This window comes from Sphingopyxis indica (assembly GCF_032879645.1).
In the GTDB taxonomy this organism is placed as follows: domain Bacteria; phylum Pseudomonadota; class Alphaproteobacteria; order Sphingomonadales; family Sphingomonadaceae; genus Sphingopyxis; species Sphingopyxis indica.
Genome location: NZ_CP076394.1, coordinates 402,231 through 424,996 on the forward strand (window position 1 = coordinate 402,231; position 22,766 = coordinate 424,996).

18 protein-coding genes and 2 tRNA genes are annotated in these 22,766 nt (G+C 66.7%); 7 read left to right on the forward strand and 13 right to left on the reverse strand.

All coding sequences use genetic code 11. The features are described from left to right. Positions 1-177: 177 nt before the first annotated feature. Positions 178-1,677 carry an MFS transporter gene (locus KNJ79_RS01905; protein ID WP_317152566.1) on the reverse strand — a complete coding sequence of 500 codons (1,500 nt, stop codon included), beginning with the start codon at positions 1,675-1,677 and terminating at the stop codon, positions 178-180. A 154-nt stretch (positions 1,678-1,831) separates the two neighbouring features. Beyond that, positions 1,832-2,866: a LacI family DNA-binding transcriptional regulator gene (locus KNJ79_RS01910; protein ID WP_317152567.1), complete on the reverse strand. Its 1,035-nt coding sequence runs from the start codon at positions 2,864-2,866 to the stop codon at positions 1,832-1,834. 299 nt (positions 2,867-3,165) lie between these two features. On the opposite strand from KNJ79_RS01910, the gene KNJ79_RS01915 reads away from it, so the two are divergent. The 5 genes from KNJ79_RS01915 (at position 3,166) to KNJ79_RS01935 (ending at position 13,003) form a co-directional block, all read left to right on the forward strand. Then, the gene (locus tag KNJ79_RS01915; RefSeq protein WP_317152568.1) at positions 3,166-5,916 is read left to right on the forward strand and encodes a TonB-dependent receptor; all 2,751 of its coding nucleotides are present in this window, start codon (positions 3,166-3,168) and stop codon (positions 5,914-5,916) included. 83 nt (positions 5,917-5,999) lie between these two features. Next, a complete protein-coding gene (locus tag KNJ79_RS01920; protein ID WP_317152569.1) occupies positions 6,000-7,508 on the forward strand; it encodes a tryptophan halogenase family protein in 1,509 nt (502 codons plus the stop codon). Next, entirely contained in the window at positions 7,505-9,316 is a 1,812-nt protein-coding gene (locus KNJ79_RS01925; protein WP_317152570.1) for an alpha-amylase family glycosyl hydrolase, read from the forward strand. The genes KNJ79_RS01920 and KNJ79_RS01925 overlap by 4 nt, the downstream gene beginning before the upstream one ends. 1 nt (position 9,317) lies before the next feature. Beyond that, positions 9,318-10,955 (forward strand): alpha-amylase family glycosyl hydrolase, encoded by a 1,638-nt coding sequence (locus tag KNJ79_RS01930; RefSeq protein WP_317152571.1) that lies wholly within the window; start codon positions 9,318-9,320, stop codon positions 10,953-10,955. Positions 10,956-10,960: 5 nt separating this feature from the next. Beyond that, entirely contained in the window at positions 10,961-13,003 is a 2,043-nt protein-coding gene (locus tag KNJ79_RS01935) for a glycoside hydrolase family 97 protein (protein WP_394357144.1), read from the forward strand. Between the two features lie 154 nt (positions 13,004-13,157). On the opposite strand, the gene KNJ79_RS01940 is transcribed toward KNJ79_RS01935, so the two are convergent. From KNJ79_RS01940 to KNJ79_RS01975, 8 genes are all read right to left on the reverse strand, one after another. Further along, positions 13,158-13,233 (reverse strand) — tRNA-Glu (locus tag KNJ79_RS01940). Between the two features lie 16 nt (positions 13,234-13,249). Continuing rightward, a tRNA-Glu gene (locus KNJ79_RS01945) sits at positions 13,250-13,325 on the reverse strand. Between the two features lie 92 nt (positions 13,326-13,417). Beyond that, positions 13,418-15,187 (reverse strand): single-stranded-DNA-specific exonuclease RecJ, encoded by a 1,770-nt coding sequence (gene recJ / locus KNJ79_RS01950; protein ID WP_317152573.1) that lies wholly within the window; start codon positions 15,185-15,187, stop codon positions 13,418-13,420. After that, positions 15,184-16,719: a PH domain-containing protein gene (locus tag KNJ79_RS01955; protein ID WP_317152574.1), complete on the reverse strand. Its 1,536-nt coding sequence runs from the start codon at positions 16,717-16,719 to the stop codon at positions 15,184-15,186. The genes recJ and KNJ79_RS01955 overlap by 4 nt, the downstream gene beginning before the upstream one ends. After that, positions 16,716-17,246, reverse strand: a complete 531-nt coding sequence (locus KNJ79_RS01960) for a PH domain-containing protein (protein ID WP_317152575.1) — start codon at positions 17,244-17,246, stop codon at positions 16,716-16,718. The genes KNJ79_RS01955 and KNJ79_RS01960 overlap by 4 nt, the downstream gene beginning before the upstream one ends. 118 nt (positions 17,247-17,364) lie before the next feature. After that, positions 17,365-17,790 (reverse strand): DUF2497 domain-containing protein, encoded by a 426-nt coding sequence (locus tag KNJ79_RS01965; protein WP_317152576.1) that lies wholly within the window; start codon positions 17,788-17,790, stop codon positions 17,365-17,367. A gap of 76 nt (positions 17,791-17,866) precedes the next feature. Then, positions 17,867-19,375 carry a TolC family outer membrane protein gene (locus tag KNJ79_RS01970; RefSeq protein ID WP_317152577.1) on the reverse strand — a complete coding sequence of 503 codons (1,509 nt, stop codon included), beginning with the start codon at positions 19,373-19,375 and terminating at the stop codon, positions 17,867-17,869. A gap of 42 nt (positions 19,376-19,417) precedes the next feature. Next, the gene (locus tag KNJ79_RS01975) at positions 19,418-20,080 is read right to left on the reverse strand and encodes a protein-L-isoaspartate O-methyltransferase family protein (protein WP_089216891.1); all 663 of its coding nucleotides are present in this window, start codon (positions 20,078-20,080) and stop codon (positions 19,418-19,420) included. Positions 20,081-20,542: 462 nt separating this feature from the next. On the opposite strand from KNJ79_RS01975, the gene KNJ79_RS01980 reads away from it, so the two are divergent. Both KNJ79_RS01980 and KNJ79_RS01985 read left to right on the forward strand, forming a co-directional pair. Further along, positions 20,543-20,905 (forward strand): hypothetical protein, encoded by a 363-nt coding sequence (locus KNJ79_RS01980; RefSeq protein WP_317152578.1) that lies wholly within the window; start codon positions 20,543-20,545, stop codon positions 20,903-20,905. Positions 20,906-20,987: 82 nt separating this feature from the next. Then, positions 20,988-21,125, forward strand: coding sequence for a hypothetical protein (locus KNJ79_RS01985; RefSeq protein WP_317152579.1), 138 nt, complete (start codon positions 20,988-20,990; stop codon positions 21,123-21,125). 9 nt (positions 21,126-21,134) lie between these two features. On the opposite strand, the gene KNJ79_RS01990 is transcribed toward KNJ79_RS01985, so the two are convergent. The 3 genes from KNJ79_RS01990 to KNJ79_RS02000 form a co-directional block, all read right to left on the reverse strand. Beyond that, complete coding sequence (locus tag KNJ79_RS01990; protein ID WP_317152580.1) at positions 21,135-21,602, reverse strand: hypothetical protein; 468 nt, start codon at positions 21,600-21,602, stop codon at positions 21,135-21,137. A 504-nt stretch (positions 21,603-22,106) separates the two neighbouring features. After that, positions 22,107-22,517 carry a hypothetical protein gene (locus KNJ79_RS01995; protein WP_317152581.1) on the reverse strand — a complete coding sequence of 137 codons (411 nt, stop codon included), beginning with the start codon at positions 22,515-22,517 and terminating at the stop codon, positions 22,107-22,109. Continuing rightward, positions 22,517-22,690 carry a hypothetical protein gene (locus KNJ79_RS02000; protein WP_317152582.1) on the reverse strand — a complete coding sequence of 58 codons (174 nt, stop codon included), beginning with the start codon at positions 22,688-22,690 and terminating at the stop codon, positions 22,517-22,519. Before KNJ79_RS02000 ends, KNJ79_RS01995 begins: the two co-directional genes overlap by 1 nt. Between the last annotated feature and the right edge of the window lie 76 nt (positions 22,691-22,766).

Here is a 22,766-nt window from a genome sequence, read left to right on the forward strand (position 1 = left end):
TCGCCAAGCCCCCGATGATCGCCATCGGGGGGACTCCCTAGATGGACACGGGGATGGCCTGAGAGGGCAGGAACCGCGGCTGGAAAGCAGGAGATAACGGTCGAGGGCTGGGCCCGGCCCCCGGGGCGGTTGCGTGCGCGACCGCGGGTTTTTCGGCAGGCGCCGGCCGGTGGCGGCTCAATCGCGCCGGGGGAGCATCGCGGCGACGCTTGTCATGGCGATCATCGCGACCACCAGCGTCACGGCCGCGAACGCCATGGTGTAAATCGGCTCGCCCGGGAAAAAGGCTTGCATGACCGATCCCATCACTGTCGCGACCAGCAGCTGGGGGATCACGACGAAGACGTTGAACAGGCCCATATAGACGCCAAGCTTGGCCTGCGGCAGGCTGGAAGCGAGGATCGCATAGGGCATCGCGAGCACCGACGCCCAGAAGATGCCGATGAAGATTTCGCTGACGATCAAATGCATCGGGTCGCGCAGCACGAAGAAGCTCGCATAGCCGGCGGCGCCGCAGGCAAGGCCGGTCATATGCGTGCGCGCCTGTCCCAGCCGGCGCGCGAGCCAGGGGAGCAGGGTCAGCGCCGCGATCGCGGCGACGCCGTTGTAGATCGCGAAAAGTTCGCCGACCCAATTGGCCGCCTCCTGATAGGCGGCGCTCGCGGCATCGCGGGTGCCATAATGATATTGGGCGACGATCGGGGTCGTGTTGATCCACATGACGAACAGGGCCGACCAGCTGAAGAATTGCACGATCGCGAGGCGCTTCATCAGCGCCGGCATGCCCGAAAAATCGCCGACGATGCTCGACAGCATATTGGTACTGCTGCCGCGACGAGCGAGCGCGATCGCGAGCATCGAGGCGAAGCCATAGCCGGCCAGCAGCGCGCCGAGCAGCAGCACTTCGCGCAGCAGGCCAAGGCGTATCTGAACGAGCGCGACGACAACCCCCGCGGCGATCCATCCGAAGCTCGCCGCATAGCTGTGCGAGGCGAGCGCGCGCATCGGCGGCAGTTCGACCGCATCGCCCGCGGTTTCGAAGGCCGCCATGCGGGCGGGGTCATATTCGTCCGTCGAGACCACCGTCCACAAGACCGACAGCAGCAGCGCCGCGCCCCCGAACCAGAAGGCATAGCGCACCGTCTCGGGGATCTGGCCCGGCGGTGCGACATTCGCGACCCCGAACGCCTCCATGACCGAGGGAAAGAGCGAGCCGACGACCGCGCCGGCGCCGATGAAGGCGGTCTGGACCGCATAGCCCGCGCTGTGCTGGTCCTTGCGCAGCATGTCGCCGACAAAGGCGCGGAAGGGTTCCATCGAGATGTTGAGCGAGGCGTCGAGCAGCCACAGCATCACCGCGGCGAACCAGATCGACGGGCTTTCGGGCATCGCGAACAGCGCGATCGCGGCGAGGATAGCACCGGCGAGGAAATAGGGGCGCCGGCGGCCGAGGCGCCCGAGCCAGGTGCGGTCGCTCAGATGGCCGATGACCGGCTGGACGAGCAAACCGGTAAGCGGCGCCGCGACCCACAGGCCGGGCAGCTTTTCGATATCCTCGCCCAGCGACTGGAAGATGCGGCTCATATTGGCATTCTGCAGCGCGAAGCCGATCTGGATGCCGAAAAAACCGAAGCTGATGTTCCACAGGCCGGCGAAACCTTGCCGCGGCTTTTCCATCTCGCGCTCTCCCCAAACGGCCGCTCGGACGGCTCTCGTCATCCGGAAAGCTTTGCCGCGTGCGCGGGGCGGGGGCAAGCGGCGTGGTTCACGTATACGAATACGCAAAGGCGGGCCACGGGGCTGGAGAAGCCCTGAAAAGCGCCGCCGAACGCTAAACCGCCGTGCTCTGCCGCTTGATCAGCCGTGCGGGCAGCACGCTCGGCTCGACCGTTTCGCCGTCGATGCGGCGGAGCAGCGCATCGACGAGCAGCTCGCCCGCACCCTTCATGTCCTGCATCAGCGTCGTGAGAGTAGGAGAGGTCAGGCTGGCCGAGGGAATATCGTCGAAGCCGATCATCGCGACGTCGTGCGGCAGGCGCAGCCCCGCCTCGGTCAGCGCGCGCATCGCGCCGATCGCGATCAGGTCGCTCGCGGCGAAAATCGCGTCGAAGGCGTGGCCGCCCGCGAGCAAGGCGCGCGCCGCGGCATAGCCCGATTCCTCCGACGACACCGCACCATGCTGCAGCGCCGGGTCGGGGTCGATTCCGGCGGCGCACATCGCGCGGCAGAGGCCGGTGTAGCGATCCTGAAACTCGGGGGCATGGTCGGATGCATCGCCGAGGAAGGCGATCCGCCGCCGTCCGATTTCGATGAGATGCGCGCCCGCCTGCTCGCCGGCACCGACATTGTCCGAGCCGACGGTGAGCCCGATGCTGTCCTTCGACACCGATCCCCAGCGCACGAATTTCGTCCCCATCTCGACCAGATGCTCGAGCTTGGCGCGATAGAGCTGATAGTCGCCATAACCCAGCAGGATGATCCCGTCCGAACGGTGGCTGTCCTGATAATCGACGTGCCAGTCGCTGTGCATCTGCTGAAAGCTGATGAGCAGGTCATAGCCCCTCAGCGCGCACTGGCGCGTGATCGACCCCAGCATCGACAGGAAGAAGGGATTGATCATCGACTCGTCGGGGGTCGGGTCCTCGAAGAAGAGCAAGGCGAGCGTGTGCGTGCGCTGCGACCGCAGGCTCGAGGCGTTCTTGTCGACCGTATAGTTGAGCTCGCGCGCGATGCGTTCGATATTCGCGCGCGTCGCCGCGCTCACCGATTTGCTGCCGCGCAGCGCGCGCGATACCGTCGGCTGCGATACGCCCGCCAGATAGGCTATGTCGAACGACGTCGGCTTGGACGACGGCTGCCGTCCCATTGTCCCTCTCCTGCCGCGGCATCCCCTTGCGGCCAGATTAGCGGCTCGGCGCCGCCGCGCAAGAATTTGCGCCGGACCGCGCGACGGGCCGCGTGCCGTTGTGGCTTTTCGGCGACAGGCGCTCGGCGCGCATAATATGCGTATACGTATACCCTATGGCGGGCGGCGGCGATTGGTTCCAATTGCGAGGCCGCAGATGGGTAAACCCACGCAGGGGTGAGGATGCCGCGCGGACTAAGGTTCCGCGAACCCCCACCGCTGCGCGAAACACCGTCCCATCGCAGCCAGGGGAGCCAGATATGACCATGCCAGCCAGCCTTCGCCGCGGTGCCAGCGCCATCGCGCTGGGCTTCGCCATCACCGCCTTTTTGCCGCGCGCCGCGATGGCGCAGGATCCCGGCGCCGTTGCCGAAAACGAAGCGCCCGCCGACGGCGACATCGTCGTCACCGGCATCCGCAGCGCCATCAACAATTCGGTCAAGGCCAAGAAGGACAACACCTCGATCGTCGAGGTCATCTCGTCCGAAGACATCGGCAAGCTGCCCGACCAGTCGATCGCCGAATCGCTGTCGCGCCTGCCCGGTCTGGCGACGCAGCGCCTCGACGGCCGCGCCAATGTCGTGTCGATCCGCGGCCTTGCCCCCGACTTCACCACGACGCTGCTCAACGGCCGCGAACAGGTTTCGGCGAGCAACAACCGCGGCGTCGAACTCGACCAATATCCCTCGGAACTGCTGAGCGGCGCCATCGTCTACAAGACCCCCGACGCATCGCTGATCGGGCAGGCGCTCGGCGGCACGATCGACATGCAGACGGTGCGCCCGCTCGCTTATGGCCGCCGCGCGCTCGCCGCCGGCGCGCGCTTCGAGGTCAACGACCTCGGCCAGCTCAATCCCGATATTTCGAACAAGGGCTATCGCGCCAACATCTCCTATATCGACCAGAATGCCGACGGCACGCTCGGCTGGGCGATCGGCTATGCGCGTATGCAGTCGCCGACCGCCGAAGAGCGCTTCAACGCCTGGGGCTATCCCGAGGTCACCGACGGCACGGACACCGCCTTCATCATCGGCGGCGCCAAGCCCTATGTGAAGTCGAACGAGCTCAAGCGCGACGGCGTGATGGCGGTCCTCGAATGGGAACCCAGCGACCGGCTGCACACGACGCTCGACGGCTATTGGTCGAAGTTCAAGGACGATCAGCGCCTGCGCGGCATCGAATTCCCGCTCGCGTGGGGCAATTCGACGCTGCTCCCCGGCTTCACGGTCGAAGACGGGCTGGTGACGAAGGGCACCTGGTCGGGGACCGAGGCGGTGATGCGCAACGACGTCGTCCATCGCAACTCGACGATCCTCGCCGGCGGCTGGAACACCAAGTTCAAGCCTAATGAACGGCTGACGCTCGAACTCGACCTCGGCTATTCGCACCTCAAGAAGACCGAGGAAAATCTCGAAATCTATCTCGGCACCGGCCGGGGCCAGAATGTCGGCGCGCGCGAAACCGCACTCGGCTTCGAAATGCGCCCCAATGGCGGCATCCTGTTCGACCCGTCGCTCGACTATGCCGATCCCGACCTGTTCCTCATCACCGATCCGCAGGGCTGGAACAGCTGCGGCGGGACGGTTCCGAACTGCCAGGACGGCTTCGTCAACACGCCGAAGATCAAGGACGAGCTCAAGTCGCTGCGCCTCCAGGCGACGCAGGAATTCGACGGTGCGTTTCGCAGCCTGCGCGTCGGCGCCAATTATTCGGACCGCAAAAAGAGCCTCGACGATCGCGGCTATGTGCTGACCAGCAACAATTATCCGGCCGACACGCGCGTGCCCGACGACTATCTCTATGATCCGGTTTCGCTCGATTTCATCGGCATCCCGGGCATGGTCTCGTTCGACAGCTGGCGCTATTACAACGACGATAATTATACGCTGACCGACGAGGCGGGCTGGACCCCCGGGCGCATCTTCAACGACTATATGATCCACGAAAAGGTGCTGACCGGCTTCGTTCAGGCCGATTTCGACACCGCTGCGGGCAATGCGCCGGTGCGCGGCAATATCGGCATGCAGATCGTCCATTCGGACCAGACGGGATCGAGCTATTATGCGCAGGTCGTCGGCGGCCGGACCCAGTCGACCCCGGTCACCGACGGCGCGACCTATACCGAGCTTTTGCCCAGCCTGAACCTGACGGTCGAGTTCGCCGACAACACCTTCCTGCGCTTTGGTGCCGCGCGCGTGCTGGCGCGGGCGCGCATGGACCAGCTGAAGCCCGGCGGCGGCGTCAATTTCGACGCCTCGAAGCGCAACAACACCGACATCAACGCCTCGCCCTGGTCGCTCGACCTCGGAAATGCGAAGCTGCGCCCGTTGATGGCCGACACGGTCGACATCGCGCTCGAGAAATATTTCGGCCAGGGCGCCTATGTCTCGGTCGCCGGCTTCTACAAATATCTCGAAAATTACATCTATCGCCAGAACAGCGCATTCGACTTCACGGGCTTCGAGGTTCCCGACGGCGGTTCGGTGGCGACCTATGAAGGGATCGCCAAGCAATGGCTGAACGGGAACGGCGGCCATGTCTATGGCGCCGAGGCCTCGCTCTCGCTTCCCTTCGCGACCTTCTCCCAGTCGCTCGACGGCTTCGGCATTCTCGCCAGCGGGTCCTTTACCAAGAGCCGCGTTCGCGAAGGCAATGCCGACCCGATTTCGCTCCCCGGCCTGTCGCGCTGGGTCGTGAACGGCACCGCCTATTTCGAGAAGGACGGTTTTCAGGCGCGGGCGTCGGGCCGCTATCGCTCGAAATTCCTTGCCGAAGTGTCGGGGCTCAGCCTCGCGCGCGACATGTTCATGGCCAAGAGCGAGCTCGTGGTCGATGCGCAGATCGGCTACACCTTCCAGAGCGGCCCGCTCGAAGGGCTCGGCATCCTGCTCCAGGGGTCGAATCTCACCAACGAGCCTTTCGTCACCTATTATAATGACGATCCGCGCCAGATCCGCGACTATCAGAATTATGGTCGCAACTTCATGGCCGGCATCACCTACAAGTTCTGACGGCAAGGGCGGGCCGGCCGGTATGACCGGCCCGCTTGTTTCCGGCCCGCTTTGGCCGCGCCGGACGGGAGGAAATGGGCAGAGTGGGCGACAATCGCGTCACGAAGGTGGTGATCGTCGGGGGCGGAACGGCGGGCTGGATGGCCGCCGCCGCACTGTCGCGCATGATGGGCCATCTTTCGATCCGGCTGGTCGAAAGCGATGCGATCGGCACGGTCGGCGTCGGTGAAGCGACCATTCCCGCCATCCGCCTGTTCAACGCGCTGATCGACCTCGACGAGGATGAATTCATCCGCGAAACGCAGGGGACGTTCAAGCTGGGGATCGAGTTTCGCGACTGGGGCCGGATCGGCGATGCCTATATGCACGCCTTCGGCCAGATCGGACGCAGCCTCGGCATCCTGCAATTTCCGCAATATTGGCTGCGCGGCCGGCGCGAGGGCGTCGCGGGGCCGCTCGCCGACTATTCGCTGACCGAAACCGCGGCGCGCCGGAACCGCTTCGCGCGGCTGCCCCGGATTCCGAACACGAGCCTCGACGGCAGCACCTATGCCTTTCAGTTCGACGCGGCGCTCTATGCCGCGCATCTGCGCCGGATCGCCGAGCGCGCAGGCGCCCAGCGCACCGAAGGCCGGATAGAGGGCGTCCGGCGAAACGGCGAAACCGGCCATGTCGAGGCGGTCATCCTCGAAAATGGCGAGGAAATCGGCGGCGAACTCTTCATCGACTGCTCGGGCTTTCGCGGCCTGCTGATCGAGGAGGCGCTCGAAACCGGATTCGAGGACTGGTCGCACTGGCTTCCCTGCGATCGCGCGGTCGCGGTGCCGAGCGAAAATGCCGGCCCGCCGCGCCCCTATACACAGGCGATCGCGCAGCGCTGCGGCTGGCAATGGCGCATCCCGCTCCAGCACCGCACCGGCAACGGCCATGTCTTTTGCAGCGAATTCATCAGCGAGGACGAGGCGACCGCGACCCTGCTCGCCAATATCGAGGGGCGTCCGCTTGCCGAGCCGCGAACGCTGCGCTTCCGCGCCGGGATGCGCAAGCGGGCGTGGACCGGCAATGTCGTCGCGCTCGGCCTCGCGTCGGGCTTCCTCGAGCCGCTCGAATCGACGAGCATCCACCTGATCCAGAACGGCATCGCCAAGCTGCTCTCGCACTTTCCCGACCGCGATTTCGCAGCCGTCAACATCGACGCCTATAACCGGCGCGTCGCCTTTGACTATGAACGCATCCGCGACTTCATCATCCTTCACTATCACGCCAATCAGCGCACCGACTCGCCTTTCTGGGTGCGGTGCCGCGAGATGGCGGTCCCCGACACGCTGGCACGGAAGGTCGAGCTGTTTCGAAGCCACGGCCGCATCTTCCGCGAGGAAGACGAACTGTTCATCGAAATCGCGTGGTTCCAGGTGCTGACGGGCCAGAATATCGCGCCGCAGAGCTATCATCCGCTGGCCGACGCGCTGACTCATGACGAGCTGGCGGGCTTCTTCTCCGACATCGGAAAAATCGTCGCGAACACCGCATCGCGGCTGCCGTCGCACGCCGATTTCATCGCGCAGCATTGCGCCGCAGGAGTAAGCGCATGAGCCTCTTTGCATCGCTCGCCGCGCTGGCGGCCGCCGCGGCCGCGCTCGCACCGCCCGCGGATTATCGCGAACGCCCCGCGAGCGACGAGATCATCTATTTCGTCCTTCCCGACCGCTTCGAAAATGGCGATCCTTCGAACGATCGCGGCGGCTTGACCGGCGATCGGCTGGCGACCGGCTACGACCCCGCTGCCAAGGGTTTCTTCCACGGCGGCGACCTCGCCGGCCTGACGCGGCGGCTCGACTATATCCAGGGGCTCGGCGCCACCGCGATCTGGCTCGCGCCGATCTTCAAGAACAAGCCGGTGCAGGGGCCGAAGGGGCAAGAGAGCGCGGGCTATCACGGCTATTGGGTGACCGACTTCACGCGCGTCGATCCGCATTTCGGCACCAACGACGAGTTCAAGGCGTTCGTCGACGCGGCGCACGCGCGCGGGATGAAGGTCTATATGGACATCATCGCCAACCACACCGCCGACGTCATCACCTACAAGGAAGGCGCGGAGGGTGGATTTCGCTACCGCAGCCTCGCCGACTATCCCTTTTCGCGCCGCGGCGGGGTCGATGGCGCGCCGATCAACCCCGGCTTCGCGGGCGACGGCATCGCGTCGGCGGACAATTGGGCGAAGATGGCCGATCCGCGCTTCGCCTACACCCCCGTCGTACCGCAGGGCGAGGAGCGGGTGAAGCGGCCCGCGTGGCTCAACGATCCGATCTATTATCACAACCGCGGCAACAGCGACTGGGTCGGCGAATCCTCGCTCTATGGCGATTTTTCGGGGCTCGACGACCTTGCGACCGAAAATCCGCGCGTCGTGCAGGGCTTCATCGACATCTATGGCAAGTGGATCGACGATTTCGGCATCGACGGCTTCCGCATCGACACCGCGCGGCATGTGAATCCCGAATTCTGGCGGGCGTTCGTCCCCGCGATGCTCGCCCGCGCCAGGGCACGCGGCATCCCCAATTTTCACATCTTCGGCGAAGTCGCGCTCGGCGGCGTCGATCCGGGGGCGCTCGCCGCCTATACGCGGCGCGACGGGCTGCCGGCGGTGCTCGATTTCAGCTTCGCACATGCGCTGATCGACGCCGTGGGCGGGACGAAGGGCACCGACGTCTTCGCGCGGCTGTTCGACGGCGACACCCTCTATCGCGGCGGCGCGCCAGCGGCGCTGCAACTGCCGACCTTCGGCGGCAATCACGACATGGGCCGCTTCGCGATGTTTGTGCGCAAGGCCAATCCCGGCGCCAGCGACGATGAACTGCTCAAACGCATGATGCTCGGCCACGCGATGCTGCTGACGCTGCGCGGGGTGCCGACGATCTATTATGGCGACGAGCAGGGGTTCGTCTCCGACGATGGCGACCAGCTCGCGCGCGAGGATATGTTCGCCTCGCGCGTAGCCGACTATAACGACAATGACCTGATCGGCACGGACGCAACGACCGCCGCGGCCAATTTCGACCCCGCGCAGCCGCTCTACCGCGAGATCGCGGCGCTCGCGGCGATCCGGCGCGCGACCCCCGCGCTGCTCCACGGCAGCACCGCGCTGCGCGCCTTTTCGGACAAGCCGGGCCTGCTCGCCGTGTCGCGCTTCGATCCCGCGACCGGGCGCGAGGTCGTGCTCGCCTATAATACGTCTGCAACGCCGCTCACCGCGCGCATCGCCATCGACATGCGCAGCGCCGCCTTTACGCCGCTCTACGGCGATTGCCCGGCGGCGCCCGATGCCCCGGGCAGCCTGACCATCAACCTCCCCGCCTTCGGCACCCTGATCTGCCGAGCCGTCGATAAAATGGAACCATAGTGTGACGACGAAGCCGGTCCTCGCCGATCCCGCCCCCGCCCGCGCGGCCGCCGATCCCTGGTGGAAGGGCGCGGTCATCTATCAGATCTATCCGCGCAGCTTCGCCGATTCGAACGGCGACGGCATCGGCGATCTCGCCGGCATCACCGCGCGGCTCGATCATGTCGCGGGCCTCGGCGCCGATGCGATCTGGCTGTCGCCCTTCTATCCGTCGCCGATGGACGATTTCGGTTACGACATCGCCGACTATCGGGACGTCGATCCGATCTTCGGCACGCTCGCCGATTTCGACGCGCTCGTCGCGCGCGCCCATGCGCTCGGGCTCAAGGTCACGACCGACCTCGTCTTCGCGCACACCTCCGATCGCCACGCCTGGTTTGCGGAGAGCCGGGCGAGCCGCGACAATGACAAGGCCGACTGGTATGTCTGGGCCGACGCAAAGCCCGACGGGTCGCCGCCGACCAACTGGCAGTCGGTGTTCGGCGGCCCGGCGTGGACGTGGGACGCGCGCCGCGGCCAATATTATATGCACAATTTCCTCGCCTCGCAGCCGCAGCTCAACGTCCATAATCGCGGCGTGCAGGACGCGCTGCTCGATGTGGTGCGCTTCTGGCTCGATCGCGGCGTCGACGGCTTTCGCATCGACGCGATCAACTTCTCGATGCACGACCCCGACCTGCGCGACAATCCGCCCGCGCCGCCGTCGAACAAGGTGCGGACGCGGCCGTTCGATTTCCAGCAGAAAATCTACAATCAGTCGCACCCCGACATCGCGCTCTTCCTCGAGCGGATTCGCGCGCTCACCGACCAATATGAGGGCCGCTTCACCGTCGCCGAAGTCGGCGGCGAGAATGCGATGCGCGAGATGAAGCTGTTCACCGAAGGCGAGCGGCGGCTCAACAGCGCCTATGGCTTCGACTTCCTCTACGCCGACCGGCTGACGCCGCAGCTCGTGCGCGAGGCGGCCGAGGGCTGGCCCGATGCGCCCGGCGTCGGCTGGCCGAGCTGGGCGTTCGAAAATCACGACGCGCCGCGCGCGGTCTCGCGCTGGACCCCCGAAGGCGTGGATCGCGCGGACTTTGCGCGGATGAAGATGGCGCTGCTCTGCGCGCTGCGCGGCAATATCATCCTCTATAATGGCGAGGAGCTGGGGCTCGATCAGGTCGATATTCCGTTCGAACTGGTCAAGGATCCCGAAGCGCTCAAGAACTGGCCGCTGACCTTGTCGCGCGACGGCGCGCGCACGCCGCTGCCGTGGGTGGCCGATCGCGTCCATGCCGGCTTCTCCGATGCCGAACCGTGGCTGCCGCTCGGCGCCGGCCACGGCGCGCTCGCGGTCGATCGCCAGCACGCCGACTCCGAATCGATGCTGTCGCTCACCCGCCGCCTTATCGGCCTGCGCGCCGCGCACCCGGCGCTGCGGCGCGGGCGCAACGCCAATTGGGTCGCCGAGGGCGATCTGCTCGCCTTCGACCGGGTCGGCGAAGGGGAGACCGTGCGCTGCCTGTTCAACCTCGGCGTCGCGCCGATCGACGCAAAGGCGCTCGCCGCCGGCGGCACGCCGCTCGTCGCGCTGAACGGCGCCGAACCCGCCATGCTGCCGCCGTGCGGCGTGCTCTGGCTCCAGATGGAAGGATGATTTCGATGTTCCGTTTCGCCCCCCTCGCGCTGCTCGGCGCGATCACCGCTCCCGTCGCCGCGCAGGAAACGCCGGCGCCGCTGACTGCGACCTCGCCCGACGGCAGCCTCACGCTCACCATCGGGGTCGACAATGATGCGCGGCCAACCTGGTCGCTGTCGCGCAAGGGCAAGCTGCTCATCGCGCCGTCGAAGCTCGGTTTCCTGCTCACCGACGGCATCGCGCTCCAGCGCGGCTTCGCGATCGAGGGCAGCGAGCGGTCGAGCGGCGACGACAAATGGGAACAGCCGTGGGGCGAACGCCGCTATGTCCGCGACCATTACAACGAACTCCTCATCCGCTTCCGCCAGAATGAAAGCTGGGGCGGCCATGCGATGAACCTGCGCTTCCGCCTGTTCGACAATGGCATCGGCTTTCGCTATGAACTGCCCGAGCAGGCGGGGCTGAAGACGGCGAAGATCGCCGACGAGATCACCGAATTCGACATCGCGCCGAAGGGCACCGCCTGGTGGATCACCGGTGGCGAGTGGAACCGCTACGAGCAATTTTATCAAAAGACGCCGATCGACGCGGTATCGACCGCGCACACGCCGATCACGATGCGGCTGGAGGACGGCACCCACCTTGCGTTCCACGAGGCGGCGCTCGTCGACTATGCCGGCATGTGGTTCAAGCGCGTCGAGGGGCAGAAGTTCCGCGCGACGCTCGCCCCCTCTTCGCGCGGTGCGCGCGTCGTGCGCGACCTGCCGTTCGCGACGCCGTGGCGCACGATGCGCATCGCCGACGATGCGGCGGGGCTGGTCGAGAATGATCTCGAGCTCAACCTCAACGAACCGAACAAGCTCGGCGACGTCAGCTGGTTCAAGCCGATGAAATATATCGGCATCTGGTGGGGGATGATCCGCGGACCGTGGAGCTGGGCCGAGGGACCGAACCATGGCGCGACGACCGAGCGCACCAGGCAATATATCGACTTCGCCGCGAAGCATGGCTTCGGCGGTGTGCTCGTCGAGGGGTGGAACAAGGGCTGGAACGGCAACTGGTTCGGCCATGGCGACGAATTCAGCTTCACCGAGGCAACCCCCGATTTCGACCTGAAGGCGGTGACCGACTATGCGCGCGAAAAAGGCGTGACGCTGATCGGCCATCACGAAACCGGCGGCAATATCGCCAATTATGAAGCGCAGCTGGGCGACGCGATGAAGCTCTATGGCCAGCTTGGCGTCAAGGCGGTGAAAACGGGCTATGTCGCCGATGCCGGCGGGATCATCGCGCCGGGCGCGACGCCGGGAACGACCGCGATGGAATGGCACGACGGCCAGCGCCAGGTCGAGCATCATAAAAAGGTCGTCGAAACCGCGGCGAAATATCATATCGCGGTCGACGCGCACGAGCCGGTCAAGGACACCGGGCTGCGCCGCACTTACCCCAACTGGGTCGCGCGCGAGGGCGCCCGCGGAATGGAATATAATGCGTGGGGCGCCTTTGCGAACGGCCCCGATCATGAACCCACGCTCGTCTATACGCGGATGCTGTCGGGGCCGATGGACTATACCCCCGGCGTTCTCAGCCTGAAGGGGGCCGAGGACGTGCCGCTGGCCTCGACGCTGGCCAAGCAGCTCGGCCTCTATCTCGCCATCTATTCGCCGATCCAGATGGCGGCCGATTTCATCGAGAATCTCGAGGCGCACCCGCGCGAACTCGATTTCATAACCAAGGTGCCGGCCGACTGGTCCGAAAGCCATCTGATCGCGGGCGAGGTCGGCGACTATGCGATCTTCGCGCGCAAGGACCGGAACAGCACGGACTGGTATGTCGGCGGCGTCAACGACGCGACCGACCGGACGCTGACGCTGACCTTCGACTTCCTCGATCCCGGCAAGACCTATACCGCGACGATCTACAAGGATGGTGAGGGCGCGACCTATCTGACCGACGCGCGGCACCGGATCGCCTATGAAACCATCCGCGTCAAAAAGGGCGATACATACAAGCTGTGGCTGGCGCCCGGCGGCGGCGCCGCGATGCGGCTGGTTGAAACCCGATGAGGCGGTAACCGGGCTTGGCCCTTCGTTCACGGAACGCCGAGCCCGCAGCGCCTTTGCTGCGGGCGGTGGGTCGAGGCGCGCGCTGAGCAGCGCTTCGCCGCGGCTCTGCTGTCGAGAAGAATTGGGTAGTGTGCGCCCGCCGCGTCTGGCGGGATGGTGACCCCTACGGGACTCGAACCCGTGTTTCAGCCGTGAGAGGGCCGCGTCCTGGACCGCTAGACGAAGGGGCCGTTCGGCCGATTGCGATGGTGACCCCTACGGGACTCGAACCCGTGTTTCAGCCGTGAAAGGGCCGCGTCCTAGACCGCTAGACGAAGGGGCCGTCAATCGGTGAAGCGGCGCCTTAGACGGCCATTCGCGCGGGGTCAAGCGCATGAAGGCGGCCTCTGCGCAAAAATATTGCGCGGCCGCGGATCAGTCGGCCCAGGCGGCATCCTCGAGGTGGAGTTCGGCCGCGGGGCGGCTGCCCCAATCGTCGCGTTTCGCGCGCCCTGCAAGCCACAGCCGCCGTCCGCCGCGTGCGTGGAGCAGCGTCTGCCCCAGCTCGCTCCCGGCGCTGCGGAAGGCGATCGCCTTGAAGCGTGCGCCGTCGTCGCCCGCGACGATCAGGCGGACATGATCGGTGCCGACGATCCCCGATTCGACGATCCGCACCGGCCCCGTCGCGACGCGCGGCGCGGGCCAGCCGGCGCCGTAAGGGCCAGCGCTCTCGATCGCTTCGCACCACAGCGGGTTGATCCCCCTGGGCGCGAGCACCGCGTCGATCAGCAGCGACTTGCCGCCGCTCGCGCGCTCGACGTCGGCGGCGAGGCGATCGTTCAGAAAGGCGCCGAGCGCGTCGATCCGGTCGGCGGCGACGGTCAGCCCTGCCGCCATCGCATGGCCGCCGCCCGCGACGAGCAGCCCCGTCTCCTTCGCGGCGAGGATCGCGGCGCCGAGGTCGACGCCGCCGATCGAGCGCCCCGATCCCTTGCCGACGCCGTCTTCGTCGAGTGCAATGACGATTGCCGGGCGGTGGAGCTTTTCCTTGAGCCGCCCCGCGACGATGCCGATCACCCCGGGGTGCCAGCCCGGCGCGGCGACGATCGCGACCGGCGCATTGGCGCACGCGGCGCTCGCCTCGATCGCCGCTTCGAGCACCGCGGCTTCGATCGCGCGGCGTTCCTCGTTCAGCCGGTTGAGCTCGGCGGCGATGTCGGCGGCCTCCTGCGGGTCGCTCGTCGTCAGCAGCCGCACGCCGAGGTCGGACTTGCCGACGCGCCCGCCGGCGTTGATCCGCGGGCCGAGCGCGAAGCCCATGTCGCTCGCGCCCGGCGGCTTGGTCAGCCGCGCGGCGTCCATCAGCGCCGACAGACCGATATTGCCGCGCCGTGCCATCACCTTCAGCCCCTGCGTGACGAGCGCGCGGTTGAAGCCGGTGAGCCGCGCGACGTCGGCGACGGTGCCGAGCGCGACGAGGTCGAGCAGCTCGATCAGCGCCGGTTCGGCGCGCGATGCGAAAAAGCCGCGCGCGCGCAAGGTGCGGAGCAGCGCCGCGCCGAGCAGGAAGGCGACCCCGACCGCGGCGAGATTGCCGTGGATCGCGGCGTCGGGCGCTTCGTCGAGCCGGTTGGGGTTCACCACGGCGAGGGCTTGCGGAAGGGTGGTCGCGCATTGGTGATGATCGACGACGATCACCTCGACCCCCGCCGCCTTTGCCTCGGCGATCGCGTCGAACGCCTGTGCGCCGCAATCGACCGTGACGACGAGCCGCGACCCCGCCTCGCCGATCTTGACCAGCGCGGCGCCCGAAGGGCCATAGCCCTCCATCAGACGGTCGGGGATATAGGCGCCGACGGGCACGTCGAGCGCGCGCAGCAGCCGGACGAGCAGCGCCGCCGAGGTCGCGCCGTCGACGTCATAGTCGCCGAAGATGGTGATTGCTTCCTTTGCCTCGACCGCGTCGGCAAGGCGCGCGGCGGCGGCGTCCATGTCCCGGAAAATCGACGGGTCGGGCATGAAACTGCGCAGCGTCGGCACGCGCTGGCGATCGACATCCTCGCGCGCCACTCCGCGCGCGAGCAGCAATTGCGTGACGAGATCGTCGGGGACGAGGCTGTCGCCGCCCATGTCGGCGCTCGCGCGGCGCCAGTGCCACGGCTGGCCGAGGATCGAGCGGTCGATGCCGAGCGCGGTGCTGCTCATGCTGCGCCCCTTTCGCCGAGGATGCGCGCGCGCAGCGCCTTCGCGATGTCGAGCGGGATCGCCGGAATCTCGTGGCTGCCGAGCGCGCTGCCGCCCGGCACGCCGAACCGCAGCGTGGCGAGGCCCAGCGGGCGCAGGATGAAATCGGTCGCAAGGTCGACGCTCTGCACCGAGGCGAAGGGGAGCAGCGTCGTCTTGGGCTTGATCCAGCCGCTGCGGATCGCGACCATCTCGCCGACCTCGGCCCAGCCGTGAAAATGCGCGCTGATCCATGCGCCGGCGGCGATCAGCGGTGCGATTGCCAGCGGAATCCAGCCGGTGGGCTGTCCGACCGCGAGTGCGATGACGCTGCCGAGCGCCGCGATCCCCGCGCCCACGAAGCCCCCCAGCGCGACGATGCGGTGGCTGTGCGCCCAGGGCCGGTCCGCACCCGGCCTAGCGATACCGATCTCGGCAAGCACGGCGTCGATCTCGCCCAGCCTGCCGAAGGGGACGACCTGATGGTCCTTCTCCTTCTCGCCGTCGCTCGCGAGGCTTTGCAGGCGCAGCTCGTGCCAGCCGAAGCGGCGCCGCAGCCAGCCGGTGACGATGATCGCAGCCTGCACGCGGCGCACCGGCAAGGCGACGTCGGTGCGCGTCGTCAGGCCGCGCGTGCGGCGCAGCGCGCGCGGCTCGCGCGTCAGGCGGAAATCCCAATTGGCGAGGAAGGTCATCGCGATGCCGCTCGCAAAGCCGATGAAGAGCAGCGAGATCGCCGCGCCGACCCCCGCGACCCAGCGGTGCGCGACGACCCATTGGTCGAGCCCATATTGCTCGGCGATGTCGATCCAGTCGAGCGGATTGAAGATGTTGAAGTCGAACGGCAGCACATTGTCGAACAATTGCATCGCCGCGCCGACCACCGCGAGCGCGGCGAGCGAGAAGTTGAACAGCCCGGCGACCAGCAGCCGCTTCGGCGACATCGCGAAGAGCAGCCGGTCCTCGGTCGCCGGCGCGGCCGCTTCGGCCCCGCCGCCGGCGCCGGTCGCGATCACCGGAACCGCCGTCCCGCGGTGCGCGCGGATCGTCGCGCGCAGCGCCTGCGCCGCGCCGAGCCCGATCGCGTCGAGCCGCGCGTCGTCCTTCTTGCCGCCGCCCGCACCCGTCTCGAACCCGACCGTGGCGATGCCGAGCGCGCGCGCGACGAGGCCCTGTTCGATGCTGACGTCCTGAATGCGGTCGAAGGGGATGGTGCGGTGCTGGCGCGCGAGGACGCCGCTTTCGATCACGATCTCGTCGGCGCCGACGGCAAAGCGGAACCGCAGCCACGCGAGCCAGGCGAAGACCAGCGAGAGGAGCAGGAACAGGCCGAGCGCGGGGACGACATAAATCCATTTGCCCGCGATGCCGATCGCCGCGAGCGCGGGCAGGAAATTGACCGAGCGCGGGCCGAGCTTGACGATCGCGAGCAGCAGCGTCGCGGGGTGCAGCCGCTGCCAGTCGGTCTCGGCGACCGCGTCGTCGGCGGGCAGGGCGGCGGCGGCTTCGTTCATGCGAAGTCGGTCTGGATGTGCCGGCGGATCGTCTCGCGCATCGCCGCGGCCAGGTCCGAATGGAGTCCGGGCAAGGTCACCGTGCTGTTGTGCGTGCCCGAGGTGTGGACGACGAGGTGCGACAGGCCGAACCAGCGCTCGATCGGCCCCTGCCCGACGTCGATATGCTGGACGCGCACGAAGGGGACGATCGTGTCGACGCGGAACAGCCAGCCGCGCGCGACGCGCAGCTGCCCGTCGCCGATCTTGAACCCCCAGCGCTGCGCGCGGCGCGAGGGGAAGGTGACGACGATGATCGTGCCGAGCAGCCACGCCGCGACGGTGAGCAGGCCATAGGGACCGCCCTCCGGCCGGATCGCGAGCATGTCGACAAGGGTGGCGGCGATCGCGACCGGCAGCGCCTTGAGCAAGGTCGCGATGCGCAGCACATGCGTATAGGCGGGGTCGACGGGATCGAGCCCCTCGCCGGCGTTGAGCGCGTCGGCCGCGAAGGGGTCGATCGGGTGAGCGGCGATGGTCTCGGTCATCGCCCTTCGATAGTCCCGCTGCACCCCCGCGGTCCATACTCAATCAGAACGCCGCACATGTCGATAGGCGCGGAAATGGCGCGCGCTGCTTCGATGCTTCCGGGTTTTCGGTTGGAGGCTAGGACTGCCGGCCCGTGATCCGCCCGATTTCCTTCGCGACCATGGTTTCGACCATCGCGGGCAGATGGGCGTCGAGCCACTCCTTCAGCATCGGACGCAGCGCGTCGACGACGACATCCTCGATCGTGCGGCTACCCGGAACCGCCGGGGCTGGTGCGCTCGCGGCGGGCGGCGGCGCGATCGCGGCGGTCAGCGCCTCGAGCGACTGGCGCGCGGCATCGGCGCTCGCGGCCGAGACGAGTTCGTCCGCCTCGGGCTGCGAATCGTCCGGCGAATCGGCGGCGGGCTGCTCGTCCTGCAGGTCGAGGACATCGTCGGCGGCGCGATCGTCGCGCGCGGCGCCGGGTGCGTCATCACGCGCGATCACGCGCCGGATCGACGACAAAATATCTTCCATCGACGGCTCTCGCGACATGTCGCCCATAACAGCCCCCTTCGAACCCGCCCAAAATCGGGCGATTAACCACGTCTTACCGGGGCAGGGCAGGGCTTGCCAAGCCCTATTGTCCGTTCTCGCGGTCGATCGGGCCGATCAGCGGGTTGTCGCCGGCGGGGACGCTGGCGTCGGCGGCGGGGACATCGCGCGTCGAGGTCGTCTGCTGCTGCGGCGCCGGATCGTCGGCCCAATCCCAGATCTGCCCCTTCACGCGCTCGTAATTGGCTTCGGGGTCATAGAGCGCTCCACCCTCGATCCCGAGGTCGCGCGCCTCGGCCTTGCCCATCGCGGCGAGCACCGAAAAGGCGGCGACATAGCTGTTGCGCTTTGCCGAGACGAGCTGGACCTGCGCGTTCAGATATTCCTGCTCGGCGTTCAATATGTCGAGGATCGAGCGCGTGCCGACGCTGTTTTCGGCGCGCACACCCTCGAGCGACAGCGCGTTGGCGCCGACCGCCTGCTCGGTCGCGGAGATGATCTGCTGGTTCGCCTTCCACGCGGCATAGGCGCCGCGCGTCTGCGCGATCACCTGCCGCTCGGTCGCGACATAGGTTTCGATCGCCTGGCTGGTGCGCGCCTGGGCCTGGCGCACCTGCGCCGAGGGGCGCCCGCCCTGAAAGATCGGCAGGGTCAGCGTCACGCCCGCGGCGGCGCTCGTCGTGGTGTTCTGCGCATCGACGACCTGACTGGAGATCGAGTTCAGGAAATTATTGTAGCTGCCCGAAACAGTGCCCGACAGCTTTGGCATACGCGACGCGCGTGCGACGCCGATGTCGGCGCGCGAGGCATTGAGCAGCTGGTCGGCAGCCTCGATGTCGGGATTGTCGTTGAGCGCGATGGCGACGGCTTCGTCGGCGCTCGCCGGCAGGTTCGGCAACTGCGGCGGCGGCTGCAGGTCGACCGGGGCTTCGCCGACGAGGCGGGCATAGAGTTCGCGGCTGGCGATCAGCTGCGCCTCGGCGGTGCGCAGGTCGCCCTCGGCGAGCGCGAGCCGCGCCTGCGACTGCGCGACGTCGGTGCGGGTCAGGTCGCCGATTTCGAAGCGGTCGCTCGTCGCCTGCAGGTTGGTCGTCAGGACCGAGACATTCTTGCGGTTGAGCTGGACGATCGCCTGGTCGCGCAGCACGTCCATATAGGCGCCGACGACCTGTGCGAAGATGCTCGCCTCGGTCGCGCGCAGGTCGGCCTGTCCCGCCTCGACGCGGAACTTCGCCGCCTTCACCCCGTTGCGCACCGCACCGCCCTGATAGATCGGCACCGCCACCTGCCCGCCGACCGAAGCATAGCGCATCGGCGAGGTGAAGCTGTTGCCCGGAACGACGAGATTTTCCTGATAGTCGGCCTGCGCCCCCACCGAAGGAAGTCCCGACGCCTTCTGGATCGGCACATTCTCGTCGTTCGCGCGCTGACCCGCGCGCGCCGCTGCCAGCGTCGGGTTGTTCTCATAGGCCTTGGCGAGCGCGCCCTGCAGCGTTTCGGCGGCGGCCGGCGGCGCCAGCGTCAGCGCGCCGAGCGCGAGTCCGGCAAGCCATTGGCCACGGCGAAGCGTCTTGGTCTTGTCACGGGTCTGCATGGTCGCGTTCAGCCTGAAAGTCGGAAAAGGGGAGAGGGGATTTCAGAAGCGAAACCCCGTCGGCGCGGCGAAGCCGGGAAGCGGCGCGACGTCCATGTCGGCAAAGCTGCGCAGCGCGATCGCGCCGCCGGTCTTTACCCCCTGAACGAGCCGCGTCACCGATCCGTCGCGGCGCGCGGCGACCAGGCGGCCGCCCTCGGCAAGCTGGGCGGCGATCGCTTGCGGAAGCACCTCGATCGCGCCGTCGATGACGATGCGGTCGAAGGGGGCATCGGCCGGATCGCCTGCGGCCAGCGGCCCCGCGACCCAGTGGATCGAATCGCTCGCCGTCGCCTGCTGCGCCGCTGCCATCAGATCGGCATTTTCCTCGACCGCATGCACCTCGGCGCCGAGCCGTGCGAGCAGCGCAGCCATATAGCCCGTCGCGCTGCCGATCAGCAGCACGCGCGTGCCGGGGCGGATCGCCGCCGCGACGAGCATGCGCCCCGCGACGAGCGGCGGGTTGAGGAAGCGCCCGCCGCCGAGGTCGATCGCGCGGTCCATATAGGCGACGCTCGCGAGCGCCGCGGGCACGTGCGCTTCGCGCGGCGCGGCGCCCATCGCCGCGACGACCGCGGGGTCGATCACATCATTGGTGCGCAGCTGGCTGTCGACCATCGCCGCGCGCATGTCTGCCGCACTGATTTCGCTGTATCTGGTTGCCATGGGTCGCAATCCGGTTCCTGCAAGTTTCGATCTCGCGAGAGGGCTTCTAGCCGAAGCCATGCTGTATTGCAATAGTAATACAGCCCTGCCCGCGCGCTGGTGCCGCGCATAGCCGCGCAGCCCGGCCCCGCCAACCCCGCATCGCATGGGCGGGGGCGTTGGGCGCGGCGCGGCGAATCCTTGACAAGCACGGCAAAGCCCATCACTAGCGGCGCCTCGCACTTCCCCCGGCCGCGCGCCGGGACGCGGGATAGAGGCCCGATGGCGGAGTGGTGACGCAGCGGACTGCAAATCCACAGATTTTCGGCAGTATGCTAGGTCGTTTCGCGACTTTCGCCTTTCGTTCTATTCACGCTTTTTTGCGGCTTTCGCTGCCCTAGTGCGAAACGAAAAGGCCCTGAAATCGTGCTCGGTAGAGGCGCGATGACCTCGGTGTTACACAGACGCTCGGAAATCGCCCAGATGTCCGACAGGGGTCATTCCCGCCACACCCGGACCGCGACCGCCCCGGCTTCGGCGTCCAGCTTCCGTCGTTGCCCTGAATGCGCCGAGCCGTTCAAGGCGGCGCATCCTCGGCAACTCTTCTGCTCGAATGAGCACAAGACCGCCTTCCACAACCGCGCCACCGTGCGCGGGCGTGCGCTGACGCCGATCGTCATGGCGGCGCGAATCACGCGCGACGGCTCGCGGGGAGACGTCGAGACTGGCAAGGAAGCGCGGCGCGAGGGGCAACAGATGATGGATCGCTGGGCGCGCGAGGATCGAGAGGCCGGCCGTCTGTCGATGGTCGATTATATGCGCGAGCGGCGGCGCATCGGCTACTAACGTCGCGCTGCCCGAGCAATTTGCGCGTTCTGCAAATTGCTCCGAGAGGGTGACTTCTTTTCAGAATGCGCAATAAAGGCCCATGCCCCGCCTTTGGCCCGACCCTCACGACGACAAGCCGGAACCCCCATGGCTCGCATGGTTCGTCGGTGCGACGATCGCCGCGATGATGCTTGGTAATCTGCTCAATGGCCTCTCCGGCCAAGGGTGGAACTGGTAGAGCAAGCCGTCAGGCGTATCCGCGGAGCCCGACATAAACCGCCTCATGGGCCTTCATTTTCCCACGATGATTGACGAAGGCTTTGAGGCGGATAAGGAGTTTTGCGAAATACAGCAGCGCTCCGAACAGCGGGTTCACTGCTGCGATCGAAGCATGATAGCTTTCAATCAGCTCGCGCACCCTGCTATCCGCCATAAAAGCGTGTTCCCGTTCCATCTCAATGCATTCCTGCTCGAGCTTAGGCCCGGGGATCATCAGCGCGATCATATAGGCGAGGAACCGAATGGGCGCGGCGCGCCAAGAATAGGCTGTTCGCAGGTAGTTTGTGCAGAACAGGCGCGCCAAGTCGTCATCGGGATAGTCGGCAACAAGGTCCGCGGCCAACTCCTTCAAGCGGGCACGGTGCGGATTGGCGATAGCGAAGAGCAACGCCAATATGCCGAAATAGGCGGCAACCAAGGCGATAACTGTCATCATGGTCCCTCCAAAGGTAGCTCTGGTTCATCACCTTTGCAAGAAGCCGAAGTCAAATCCGGCCTAATCGAAATCTCTACACAATCATATATCGCACTAGCTGCAAGGCAGATTAACACCGAGCCGATGCAACCATCGATGGTCCCGACGATATCCGAAAATCGGGGGAAGACGCCGATGAAGTCCAGAAAACCACCGACCGCTCCGATCTCGCCGGTGCGGCCGATACCTCTGCGAAGCAGCGAAAAGACATGGATTGCGTCCCCCAACACTAGGGGGAATTGCCCTATTTTTATGCCCGCGTCAATTTCGACAACAATCAATCCGCGTTGACCGAAAACGAAAAAGGCGGGCGCCGAAGCGCCCGCCCTCTTGCTCTATGCCGGCCGTGACTATTCAGGCCACGCGTCGATTGCGGCCTGTCGCCGCGCATCGCATTTAGCCAGGTCGATGTCGCGCGTCCGCAAGGCTGCTTCGCTCTGCGCGCTCGACAGCGACCCGTCGGGATTACGGCGGATCGGGGATCGCGGGCAAGGGACTGTCGCCACCTTGGGCGGCGGCGGCGGGGCGTAGGCCGAGGGCGGCGGCGTCCGCGTCGATCCCCAGCACGCGGTCAGCAGAAAGGCACTCGGCAGAACCAGCAGAAGTTTGAGCATATTTCGTCACCGTGTCGGTTGAGCGGACGATCACCGGCTCGATCGCCGCGATCCTGTCCGCATAGGAGTTCACCGCCTGCGTGACCCGCTGCTCTGCGCTGACGCGCAGGTCCGCGATCTCGCGTTCCTTGTCGGCGATGACGGCTTGCCACTTGGCTTCCTCGGCATTGGCGCCCGCGTCATAGCGCGCTTCGCCGAACAGCCACGCGAGTGCCAGGACGAGCGCAAGCGCGCCCGTCCCGGCCAGCACGCGCCCGAGCATCAGGCTTCGGGCTGTTTGTCGTGGAGAAGCACCGCGATCGCACCCGCAATGCCGGCGACGGCCGCCGAGATGGCCGCCCACTGGTTGTCGGAGAGGCCGAGCGCGAGCGCCAGACCGGCAAAGCCGGCATAGGTCGACGGTTCGCGAAGGCGGTTCAAAAGCCAATCGAGCATAAGAGCTCCTTTCATGGATCGCGCACGCCGCCAGCTTCGGCGCGTCGCAGAGAGTTCCTGAACGCTGGGGAAAGGC